This is a genomic window from Imperialibacter sp. (assembly GCF_040222815.1).
Taxonomy (GTDB): domain Bacteria; phylum Bacteroidota; class Bacteroidia; order Cytophagales; family Cyclobacteriaceae; genus Imperialibacter.
The window spans coordinates 236,498-248,234 of the sequence record NZ_JAVKCH010000015.1; the positions used below are offsets into that span (position 1 = coordinate 236,498).

The window sequence follows — 11,737 nt, forward strand, 5'->3', positions numbered from 1 at the left end:
TTACTTACTATTGATACTGTTTATTACCAAAACCAAAGTTATCACGCTGCTGACTAAACTTAAAACTGGAGATACGTCTCTGAGCGACTCTATCCACACCCGCCGCCATGGGTCAATATAGACGATGTCACCTGGCTCCAGCCTCACAATCGACGACCGCATTCCACTAACGGTTGACAAATCAATCACATATACCTCTGGGTTGTTCAGGTTTCCCCTTATTAGCCGTACACTCTGACTTTTGGCCCCTTGATTAATTCCTCCCGACAAAGCAATTACCTCAATAAGTGAAGTATTTTCATTGACAAGCGGAATCACTTGTCCGCCGTTGGCACCAAGCACAATCACCCTCCTGTTTTCGTAACGCAATACAACATAAGGCTCAATATAGTGTTCACTGTAAAGTGCTTGAAGTTTTTGTTCCGCTTCGTATATGGTAAGGCCGAGAATATCGACATCTCCAATCATGGGCAGTTTCACCAGGCCATCCTGTCTGACCAAATAAACGAACTGCCGGGTATTTTGCATGTTCTGATTTGTCATCCCCTGGCGAAGCTCAAAATTCGGATCGACAATTCTTTCTCCTCCATTGGTGAACACATCTAACCTAAGATAGTCGTCTTTCTTAATATGGTAGTTCTTCTCCGCTAAAGAAACTGCTTGAGCGAGGTCTGATTCCGTGAACTTGTCGTCCATCTTGAACATGATATCCTGCTTGTAGAGCTTGCAGGAACTCAAAATAAGTAACGCTAAAAAAACAACTGTTCTTCCACAGTTCTTCATACCATGCTTCTATAAAGTAGAAAAGTTAACCCTGGAGGTCAATTAATGCGGAAAAGTAAAGATTCTCAACCAAATACTTCTTTTAATTGATGAGTTTTTGGTGTCTCAGAAGAAGTATAGTAGTTGATTTTTTCTAAGTACTCGTCAACAACGAAGCTGTCGTCAAAGTGTGTGATAACATGTTGTCTGGCGTTTTCGCCCATAGCGCTCCTCTCGTCGTCGGTAAAGAACATCATTCGCTGCATAGCATCAGCAAGGCTATCAACATCCCTTTCTTTGCAAAGCAGCCCGGTGACTCCATCATGAACGACGGCGTTGCACCCGGGAACGTCTGAGGCTATCAAGGGCCTGCTCATGGCGGCACCTTCAAGCAAGGTTTTGGGCAGCCCTTCTCTGTAAGACGGAAGAACGACCACGTGGGCCCTGGCAATCCAGTCCTCAACCTTATCGGTAACTCCTACATATTCAATGACCTTTTCATCATGCCACTGCTGAACCGTATCCGCAGATATCGCTCTCAAATGCTTTTTCTCAATCTGCCCAAGCAGCAGGAACTTAACATTAAGGCCCTTTCCCTTCAAAATTCTAGCCGCTTCCACATATTCTTTCACGCCTTTCTCCACCAGAATTCTCGCTACCATCAGAAAAGTGAAATGCCCATTAGTATTGAATTTGGGAAAAAACCTGTGGTGGTCGATACCAGAACCAGGAATAACACTCGTAGAAGGACCTTCTGGGTTGACTAAAGAAAGGAACAGCTTTTTGTCGTCAGGATTCTGGAAAAAAATGTGATCGGCAAACTTGAACGAGTGCTTGTAAAGTTGCACCGCTACAGATAGCACCCAATTATCTTGAATAAAGACAGTTCCTAGCCCGCTCACGTTGTTAATAACAGCGGCGCTGCCAGCAAATTTGGCGGCTAGAGTACCGTAAATGCCTGGCTTAATAGTATAGTGAAGAAAAGCATCTGCCTTCACCTTTTTGTATATTCTGATAAGCCGAAAGAGAAGCAGTAAGTCACGTATGGGGTTTACTCCCGTGGTATTCATGGGAACGGGATAAAACTCACAGCCCATCGCAACCAACTTTTTAGAATACTCATCTTTGGGAGCAATAGCTATCACTTCATCACCCCTCTCCAAAAGAGCTTTGATAAGGTTCTTTCGAAAGTTGTATACATTCCAGGACGAATTGATGACGATAGCAATTCTCATAATAAGGCGAGGTGGTTTATAAACAGTCTATGCAAATAATTGTTTCTAGCTCGTTAAAACATATTTGAAAGAAAACCGAGAAACAAAAACCAACTGCTACAGACTGACTATGCTTCCAATGGTCGTGCAAATTATTATTATTCCTCTAATAAGTTAAACTTTTTTTATGGAGTTTGAAGCTCGCTATTGGCTAAATTCCATTTATTCTTATCTAAAGTATCAATTAAAAGGAAAGCAAAGTTAATATTCAGACGAACAGGATGAACTTTTCGATGAACGATTGTTATTTATTGATTTACTTGCAAGTTACTTCAACAAATGGATAAACTTATCTCTACGGCCCCTGTTCCACTCAAAGCTGTGTTAGTGGCTTTGATTAATAAAGATCAGCCGCCATCGAAGGCGGAGGAGTTCCTTGATGAACTGGAGTTCCTGGCGCAAACACTTGGTCTGGAAATCGAGGGGAAATTTTCTCAAAGGCTCCCCAAACCCGATACCCGCTCGTTCGTGGGCAAGGGAAAATTAGAAGAAATAAACACCTTCGTGAAGGCGGAAGAAATTGACGTGGTCATTTTTGACGATGACCTTACACCGTCTCAGCTTAGGAACCTGGAAAACGAGCTAAAAGTAAAAATATACGACCGAAGCCTTCTCATCCTCGACATCTTTCTGGAAAGAGCCCAAACCTCCCAGGCGAGAACTCAGGTGGAATTGGCAAGATATGAATATTTGCTGCCAAGGCTCACCAGAATGTGGACTCACCTTGAAAGGCAAAGGGGTGGGACTGGCACAAGGGGTGGTGCTGGTGAAAAAGAAATAGAAACTGACCGCCGGGCCATTCGGGATCAGATTACGGTTCTCAAAAAGCGGCTGGAAAAAATAGAAAAACAAGGTATTACACAGCGCAAAGCCAGGGGACAGATGGTAAGAGTTTCATTGGTAGGCTACACCAACGTTGGCAAGTCCACGATTATGAACAGGCTTAGCAAGTCTGACGTGCTGGCCGAAAATAAGTTGTTTGCCACCGTGGATTCCACTGTCAGAAAGGTAGTTATCAACGACATCCCTTTCCTGCTCTCAGATACGGTTGGGTTTATCAGAAAACTCCCCCATGCCCTCATCGAGTCGTTCAAGTCTACACTTGATGAAGTACGGGAAGCAGATATTCTCCTACACGTGGTGGATATATCGCACCCATCTTTTGAGGAGCATGCAAAGGTGGTGGAAGCAACACTGAAAGAAATCGGCGCTGATGCTAAGCCTGTTATCACTATTTTCAATAAAATAGATCTTATACCTGAGAAGGCTCACGAAGAAACAGCAGACGAATTTGAGATTCAGGAGCCTGAAAAGCCCACGCCCAGAGAACGTGCCATGGCTCTTTACACCGAGAAACCCGACACAAAACTGATCTTCATTTCAGCCACGAGCAAGGGTGATATCAGCAAGTTGCGGGAAACTCTCTACAAAGAAGTATTGGAGCATCACATTAGCATTTACCCCAATTACTTGAAAAACGTCAATTATTAATTTAATTTTGCACTCCTTTTTGTTGAAAAGACATCAAGGTCTCGTAGTTCAATGGATAGAATAGAAGTTTCCTAAACTTTAGATACAGGTTCGATTCCTGTCGAGACCACTTCTTCGTGCAACATAAAGTTGTTTGCTTTTCAATTCTTACTGGTCCCGTAGTAAAATGGATATTATGCAAGCCTCCGGAGCTTGAGGTGCAGGTTCGATTCCTGCCGGGACCACTTTTCACCTTTTCGAAAAATTCACCCTCCGAACCCCAATTAAGCATTCTTTTCTTTTTTTAACCGGCGGTAATTCTGGAAATTACTACCAATGAGAATTCAAATCGCCTGGCTGTGTCTTCTATTCCTTGCACTTTGCACCCCTTCAAAAGGACAAATCAGCGACAGCGCATACACCACCCAAGTCGAGCTCTTAGCCAAAAAACAGGGCAAGTGGGAGAAACGGCTGCTTCGGCACCGCCTTCAGTTAACCACAACGCCCGATGGAAAAACCGACCTGAAGGCACATCCCGTGTCAAACATCAAAAACCTGCGCTTTTCACTTATTCTTGAGGAAAATGGCGTCAAACAAAAAGTCAAGCCAAAACAGGTCGTACAAACCATCTTAAGTCGGCAGGCCGCACTCCCCCTGGCAACCAAGTTGTCGATGGATGAACAGACGTATGAGAAAAATCAACGAAAATACAACGACGACCTGCTGGGCTTCACCACCGGTAAAAGACCTAGCAGATGGGTCTACAGCCAGTGGATTACTCTGGCACAGTGGGAGGCCGCTGCCACGCCTTCGGAAATCTCGGTGCTGGTAAAAAGGCCTTTTAGAAAGGTGGCAAGACTGTCGCTGGAAGAGTTGCGCACAATTAGCCTCCCTTACCTACCGACGCTATCAAATGTAGAATGTGTGGCCATCGACCGTTTCTTTGAACTGCGAAAGCTCAAAGGCTACGGCATCGGCAAAATAACGTATCAGCCCTACACTGGCCACGACCAGGACATTCTCAAAAGACGGCAGAGAATCTACTTTCCAAAAAACAAATACGAACCTGAGTCGGTCTCGATCGACTCACTGCGAAAATACCTGAACGACAACGACCTCAGCATTTTGAAGGCTGATTTTTATGGATATTCTTCGCTGGAAGGCGACAGCCTCCTGAACCGCAGCCTACAGGAAAAGCGGGCTTCATTTCTCTACAAAATGCTGAACGAAATGAGCAGCGATCCAGTGGAAGCAGATTCGATTGGCTTTGACGATGGCTATGAGGCGCTCGTATCACTCGCAAAAAAGAATTCTATCAAGTGGATTCAAGCTATGCCAAAGGCCCAGTTGAAGGACACTCTGCAAAAAGATTCCCTTTTGCTCGCCAGGCTGGAGCCTCTGCTACAGCAATCCAGAAAAGCCGAACTGCAATTGGTCTTGGCCAAAAGGCTCAACAAAGAAGAGCGGATTGACAAGGCCTTCAGGGTGTTGAACCAAACTGCCTACAGAGTGGTAACCACCAGGTCGGGTCATATAAGTACAAATGATCAGCAACGGGTCAGCGGCATTCTTCATTACCTTTTCAGAATCTACGTGGGCGACGAAATCACAAGCGATGAGTTGGTGTATGCCGTTAACGCAGCTCCTAATGCCCCATTCGTTCGGGTGCTTTTCATGTATATGCTCATTGAGCAGTTTGAGAGGAAACGACCGATTCAGGTAGACTCGCTAGTATGGCATAACAAGCTGGCTGAATTTGACCGGGATCGGCTGTTCGAAGCAGCCAACGAAGACATCATTGCTCTTCTTTATTCGAAAACCATGGCTGCCAACACGAAGGCTATGCTGAACGGGATGGCCGTCGATCTGCAATATTATACGTTCAAATACATTATAAATGGCTCGCTGAGCCCATCCGTGTTATGTCGGTTTTCTTACCCAAATACGCCTGGATTTTATGCCCTCAAGCTCAATCATTACGCATTCCTCCAACAGCTGCCGCCGAATCTGGCCGCTGGCGTAAACTGCTACTCTGGCAGGTCTTACGAGTACTCTTACAAGGGCGCCAATCACCGCTTCAGGTCAACAGAGGTGGAAGGTCTCGCTGAAAGGCTTGAGCAAAGCGCCGCCACTTATCAATCAACTGTTGAGAACGGGAATCTGGAACCGCCTTCCTTTTACAAAGGATTCTATTCTGACTACTACTTCTTTCTCAAAGTCCTTTTTATCAACGAAGACGAAACTATGCTGCGGTTGGTTAACCAGTCTGATCAGCTTCTGGAATTTGACCTCTATCACTTTATCGACTATCAGGTTGAAAGCTTTGACCCAGTACACAATTTTTGGCTGGACGAAGACATCCCCATTCAAAAGATGCAGGAGCTTGTGAGAAGGCTGGCCAGGGATCCTGGCAGGCTGTGCCCCGTGCTGATTGAAAACATTTCCCTAAGCTTTTATCTGAAAACCCTGTACTATCTCAACAACTACTATGATCCAACCAGTCCCTACCACATGGCGCTTGCAAGAGACGCTCTGTCCTACATAAGTAGCTACTACAGAAACAAAAAGGCGTTTATGACTCCCGAATTGGAAAACCTTATCCAGCGCCAAATCAACTTCTTCCATTTGATGCCCGGCACAAAGGACATCTCAGAATATGCCATCGATTAGTTGTCTGCCATTTCCACAGGAAGGGTACTAAACTCCGCAGTGCCTGTTTTTAAACTCCCCTCCGGGGTGATTGCAACAATGTTCACCTCGTACTTCGACAACACATCCGACGAAGTACATTCTATATAGGTGGGTAGACTAGTTCCGCTGCGCCAGTAAAGCAGGTGACGCAAGTCTGGCAGGTACGCTTTTTGCTGGGCCAGGCTGGCATTGGTGAATTCCTCTTCGGGCTGAAATCCCTCAAAACTGAAGCTGATATTCTCCTGGTTGGGAATTTCAAGGGCTTTGTCCTTGGTCGAAATGGACAGAATACCGTTCCGGGCCATAGCGCCAAACCGCTCCTGAGCAGTGGCAGACCTATATAGCTGGATAGTTTCAATTACATCGGGATCCAGCGTGAGTACCAGGTCATAGTCAATCGTAGGAATGCCATTGATGAAAATCAGCGCCGGATCATTAAATAAAGTAGCGTTAACAGGGTCATACATCATGATTACTCGTTTTCCCCCTCTTTCTCTTACCACGATACCACGACCTATTTCAATGAACACCTCTCTTAGGCTGCTAAAGCTCAGGTATTGGCGTAAATCAAGCTGATAGTCTTCGGTATTCCTTGTGAGAGGTGAAAACTCTCTGCTAACCTCAGTCTCCTTCCTCTCAGGATAAAGCCCAGGCACCAGCTTTCTGTAAGACCCTTTGAACACCAGCTTGTCTCTCTTCTGATCCGCAAAGGTGATTCCGCTTTGAGCTATCTTTCTCATCATGTCAACTTCCAGGGCCGTGGAAGGAAGGCCACTTTCAATGTCTATTTTCATCTCTGAAAATGAAACACTAGTATTATCGGACAAGCAAACAATTTTAGTAGGCCCCGAAAAGTCAAAAACAGGAAGCAAAAACCATCCATACTCGTCGGTTCGGGCAGGAATGATTTCCTCGTGGGCAAAGCTATAAAACGTAAAAAGCTCCTGGCCCAACAGTAAGCTATCGGATGTCCGCACTTGCCCATAGGCGCTGATATACTTTTCGTAAGGCCATTTCGGGTAGGTCGCCTTATACGACATCACCTCTTGCCATGAATAGGTCGGGAGCTTTTTGGTGAGCAAAAACAAATCCCAGTTTTCAGGGGACTTAAAGCTGCTATCGAAGAACCTGATCATTTCAGCGCCGTCGGGCGCAAGCACATCGGCCATATAATAGACCTGGTTAATGGCGGGGGCGACATAGTCACCTTCGAGCAGCTTGTCGGACACGCTAACTGAGTAGGCAGCCACATTGCTGGCAGAGAAGGACGTTCTCACCTTTTCTCCTCTTTTGAAACTTCTTTGATCGAGCGTCAGCGCTAATTCACCAGAAGCTGGATACATCTGAAATACTCTCTGGCCTACTTCTATCCCGTCCCCATCGAGCAATGACAGTTGGTAAATGCCTGTTTTAAGGCCGGCCGTCGGTATGCTGAGGGCCTGAGCAGGCTGGGCAGCAAAATCGACCGCCCGATCCAGATAAATGGTGCCTTTCGACTGGAGGATGAGCCTGAATCTCTGCCTTTCAACAGCTCCCAATTTACTCTGAAGCGATACCCTGACGGCAGTGGGCTGCGTTGTGACAAGCATCGAGACGCCCTCAGTTTTTACTTCGGGTAAAAAATGAGTGATAGCTTCACCATGCTGATCTTTTAAAATTACTTCATATTTTTCCCCAGCCTCAGGACGCAAGATGAAAGCACCGTAGCCATGCTTGTTGGTGGAAAAAGCAGCCAGGGACTCATGCGCCTTGTTCACTACTTCACCGTCAAGTACCGCCCCTCGTCCAAGAACGTCGAAAACCCTTATGGTAAACCTTGATGTGAGATCTGAAACGGGTTGCAAATTGCCCTCTGTGGTTATGGCAACTTCCATGTCGTCAACATGCGGTGGCTCGCCCACAGCAAGGGACAGTTCACCTGGCTGCTGATTTACCCAAAGCCAATCTCTGAAAAAATGTTCCGGCCCAAAGTTCCTCATCCACCCGGTGTAGGCCCTTACCACATACAGCCCTTTGCTAAAGTCCGCTGGCACGTCAATATACCCCTCACCAACGCCTGCCTCAAGCGACACCTTTTCATCCACAACCACGTCCCCTGCTTTGTTTACCACATTCAGGTAAAGTACTTTGCTGCCTTCAGACAACCTCTGATTGGCGTCGTCAAATACGTAAGCGTTGAACCAAATTCTATCACCTGGCTGCGCATAGTGTTGGGTCATGTGCAAATACACTCTTTCCTGCGTTTTGTTGGCCGCAAAAAGCTTGAACTGGTCAATTACTTTATCCTGTGCCATACCAACTGAGCAGGCGAGAATAAAAAGTGCAATGAGTGTATATAGCTTTTTCATGTTTGGTTGATTCAGTTTCTTTTACCGCCAAAAAGCTGGCTCTGTAGTAGTACTGTTCGAAAGGGTTCGACAATCATCCGCATATCGATAAGTATAAACTACATTTCTCGGAATAAAATCTTTGGTCATAAACTCCCCCTTTGTTGTAACATCTGACACGGTAAAATATCCTACTACCTGTTCGCTCCTATCATCGACGTTGAAAATATTGCCGGGCAATCCGGACGGTGCAGGGTCAAAAAGAGTGCCTTGGCGGAATTTCAGGTCGTACAATCCTTTCCAAAAAACATAAGCCTCAGCAGAGAGAGAATATTGAGTTACTTCAAAATGGACTTTATCGTAAAAGTATTTTTGATCTACTGGATAGAAGGTCAACGGAATTTCGGCCTCCTTCCTTCCATCTACTAGCTGATCACTGAAGACGACAAATTCGTCGAGCGGCTTAGTAACCCAACAAATGCTACAGCAGGATTTAGGTTGAATAATGTAATTGCCAAGCTCCCGGTCGAACACCTGATAGGCAGATGGCTCGGTCAGCACTTTGAATATAGTAGTCATCCTGAGTAGGTAGTAGTTCTTTTGACTGGGTAAATCATTGACGATGGCCTTTACGCTGAATCCGTCAACATCTACAAAATTTCCAAGTTCATTCTTTTCCGACTTGATGGTATACGCTATTTCTACTTTATCCATCTCAGAAGTGGGCAAAGCTGTTTCTTCATTCGATTCATATACCTTTCCTTCCTTTGTGATAATCCGGAGCCTGTACGCCTTTCCACCCACGGCACTAAAAGACGAATCGGAATAGTATTGCCCCGCCGCCCGCTCCTTGAAAGCAAAGCACTGACCATCGCTGTCCACGACAGACACTTCCGCACCGCTCACATATAGAATGTACTGATTCCCCTTATTGTAAATATTTCTGGTGGTAGTCAGCCTGACTGTCTGCGGCCCGGGATTACTTGAAACAAGTGCTTCCACCACCAGGTTGTTGCTCTTTTCGTCAGCGGGATAGTCGTAGGGTTCAACGCAACTGCTCAAGGCAAGTGCTGAAATGAATAGAATAGCGATATGAAATTTAGCTTTATTCATTCCAATATTCCGGTTCCACTATAGTTGTGTTAGGTAAAAGAAGACAAGATCCGATTTGCCCGGTGTCATAGTCTTTCCTTTCCGGAAATTCATTGGGGAAAATAAAACGAGTGATTGTTCTGACTTCCCCGGCATAAAAATTACCCAAAACAAGCTCGCTTGAATCGTTAACGTTTTTTACGTTAGACGCCAGGGTAATAGGCGTTGGATCAAATATTCCACCCTGACTGTAGGCGGCATTGTAAACGGTCTTCCAGAAAAAATAAGCATCCCTGCTGAGCGCTTGAAGCTTTGCTTCCACGTAAATTTTATCGTAGAACATTTTGCCAGTAACAGGTAAAAAGAATATTGGATACTGAGCATTGTTGTCGCCGTTATTAAGTTCATCATCAAGGATGGTAAAGCCAGGGGCTTCGTGCTCTACCCAGCAATCTGAACAACAATCGCTCGGAGGAATCGATCGCTCTGGATGCGTGAATATTTTGTAGGTATAGTCCCAATTTGCCCTGTAGTAATTCGCACTCTCTTTGGGGTCTCTAACATATGCGTCAATAAAAAAGCCCGTTCTTTCCAAAGAAGAGTTCAGTTCAGATACATACCTCTCAGACCCATACCGAATCCCAATGCTGTCAATTTCAGGTAGTGCTACAAGCTCCACGGAATCCGATAAGTAGTCTCTACCATCCTCCAGTGTTATCTTCAGTTGGTACTTTTCACCAACAACTCCCCGAAAATCAAGTGGGGTGTAATACTTGCCCGACGTGTCGTTTTCCGCAAGCCTGACAGTTTGATTGTTTGAGGTGGCAATGGCGACCATGGCGTTCTGCATACGCAACTTAAAAGCGTTCTCCTCATTTTTGATATTTCTGGTGCTGGTGAGGGTAATAACATAAGGCCCTTCATCTGTTGTAATCGCACCTTCTACTACCAGATAGTTTGTTTTTTCTTCGAAAGGATAGTCATAAGGGTCGATACACCCCTGGAGAGCAACCAACGCCAGTGTCAGAACAGAATATATATATGCGCTATTACTCATTCCAGTATTCGGGCTCCTCGGCTGTCGTATTTGGATAAAAAAGGCATGTGTCGGGATAATTGGTGTCTGAATCAATCCGCTCAGGGAAATCGGTTGGGTGTATAGATCTCGAAATTGTTTTTACCTCCGACGCATAGAAATAACCCAAGACCAGCTCGTCTTTGTCTTCCACGTTGTAAACATTGGCTTCCACTGTATTCGGTGTCGAATCGAATATCCCTCCCTGCCCATAACGAGAATCATACACCGATTTCCAAAATAAGTAGGCATCCTTGCTGAGCGAATTAATTGTGACTTCCAGATAAATTTTTTCATAAAGCATTATACCGACAACAGGCAGAAAGAAGAGGTCGTACTGCGTGACCGAGCTCCCGTTATTGAGCTGGTCGTTAGCAATAGTGAAGTCCGGGACTTTTTCCTCTACCCAGCAAACGGAGCAGCAGGCCTTGGGCGTAGCTACCCAACACTCACATCCTTCTGCGTCATAAGCTGTGGCCAATTCAGGGTGCGTAAAAATCTTATATGTGTAATCCCAATTTACCAGATAAGCATTCTCGGTTTCCGGGGGATCGTTGATGAAAGCCCTTGTGTAAAACCCCGTTCTTTCGATTACAGTATTCGCTTGCGAAATATATTTCTGTGAGGCATACTCAATACCAATACTGTCGATATCCGGCATGGGCAAAAGTTCTACCTGCTCCGACTCGTAGCTCTCACCATTTTCGAGCACTATCGTTAGCTGGTATTTTTCCCCAACTTGCCCTCTAAAGTTCCCTGATGTGTAATAAACCCCAGAGGTATCCTGGTCTATCAGCCTCACCACGCTACCGGTCGAAGTAGTGATAGAGACCTTGGCATTTTGCACCCGCAGCTTAAAAGCGTTTTCCTCATTGCCTATGTTTCGGGTGGTTGTCAACGTGACTGAGTAGGGGCCCGGCTCGGTCGTAATAGCCCCTTCCACCACGAGATAATTGGTTTGTTCCTTGAAAGGATAGTCGTACGGATCAATGCAGCCAGCCAGCAACATCCACATTATCCACGATAGTCTTTTGACAACCAGCATG

8 protein-coding genes and 2 tRNA genes are annotated in these 11,737 nt (G+C 45.6%); 4 read left to right on the top strand and 6 right to left on the bottom strand.

Annotation, left to right across the window (positions count from 1 at the left end):
* Both RIF36_RS05520 and RIF36_RS05525 read right to left on the bottom strand, forming a co-directional pair.
* Window positions 1–783, bottom strand: coding sequence for a polysaccharide biosynthesis/export family protein (locus RIF36_RS05520; protein WP_350149320.1), 783 nt, complete (start codon window positions 781–783; stop codon window positions 1–3).
* 65 nt (window positions 784–848) lie between these two features.
* Window positions 849–1,997, bottom strand: a complete 1,149-nt coding sequence (locus tag RIF36_RS05525; RefSeq protein ID WP_350126095.1) for a glycosyltransferase family 4 protein — start codon at window positions 1,995–1,997, stop codon at window positions 849–851.
* 318 nt (window positions 1,998–2,315) lie between these two features.
* Here RIF36_RS05525 and hflX point away from each other — a divergent pair, with 318 nt between their 5' ends.
* The 4 genes from hflX to RIF36_RS05545 all read left to right on the top strand — a co-directional run bounded on the left by hflX (window position 2,316) and on the right by RIF36_RS05545 (window position 6,176).
* A complete protein-coding gene (gene hflX / locus RIF36_RS05530; RefSeq protein ID WP_350078267.1) occupies window positions 2,316–3,527 on the top strand; it encodes a GTPase HflX in 1,212 nt (403 codons plus the stop codon).
* 37 nt (window positions 3,528–3,564) lie between these two features.
* A tRNA-Arg gene (locus RIF36_RS05535) sits at window positions 3,565–3,636 on the top strand.
* Between the two features lie 43 nt (window positions 3,637–3,679).
* Window positions 3,680–3,751: transfer RNA gene (locus tag RIF36_RS05540), tRNA-Arg, on the top strand.
* Window positions 3,752–3,842: 91 nt separating this feature from the next.
* Window positions 3,843–6,176, top strand: coding sequence for a hypothetical protein (locus tag RIF36_RS05545; RefSeq protein WP_350126098.1), 2,334 nt, complete (start codon window positions 3,843–3,845; stop codon window positions 6,174–6,176).
* Here RIF36_RS05545 and RIF36_RS05550 read toward each other — a convergent pair.
* Genes RIF36_RS05550 through RIF36_RS05565 form a run of 4 tightly spaced genes read right to left on the bottom strand, consistent with a single transcriptional unit; the run spans window position 6,173 to window position 11,736 of the window.
* The gene (locus RIF36_RS05550) at window positions 6,173–8,545 is read right to left on the bottom strand and encodes a hypothetical protein (RefSeq protein WP_350078271.1); all 2,373 of its coding nucleotides are present in this window, start codon (window positions 8,543–8,545) and stop codon (window positions 6,173–6,175) included. The genes RIF36_RS05545 and RIF36_RS05550 overlap by 4 nt on opposite strands.
* A gap of 21 nt (window positions 8,546–8,566) precedes the next feature.
* Window positions 8,567–9,637, bottom strand: coding sequence for a DUF4249 domain-containing protein (locus tag RIF36_RS05555; protein WP_350078273.1), 1,071 nt, complete (start codon window positions 9,635–9,637; stop codon window positions 8,567–8,569).
* Window positions 9,630–10,673 (bottom strand): DUF4249 domain-containing protein, encoded by a 1,044-nt coding sequence (locus RIF36_RS05560; protein WP_350078275.1) that lies wholly within the window; start codon window positions 10,671–10,673, stop codon window positions 9,630–9,632. The genes RIF36_RS05555 and RIF36_RS05560 overlap by 8 nt, the downstream gene beginning before the upstream one ends.
* Window positions 10,666–11,736, bottom strand: coding sequence for a DUF4249 domain-containing protein (locus RIF36_RS05565; protein WP_350078277.1), 1,071 nt, complete (start codon window positions 11,734–11,736; stop codon window positions 10,666–10,668). The genes RIF36_RS05560 and RIF36_RS05565 overlap by 8 nt, the downstream gene beginning before the upstream one ends.
* Window position 11,737: the final 1 nt, after the last annotated feature.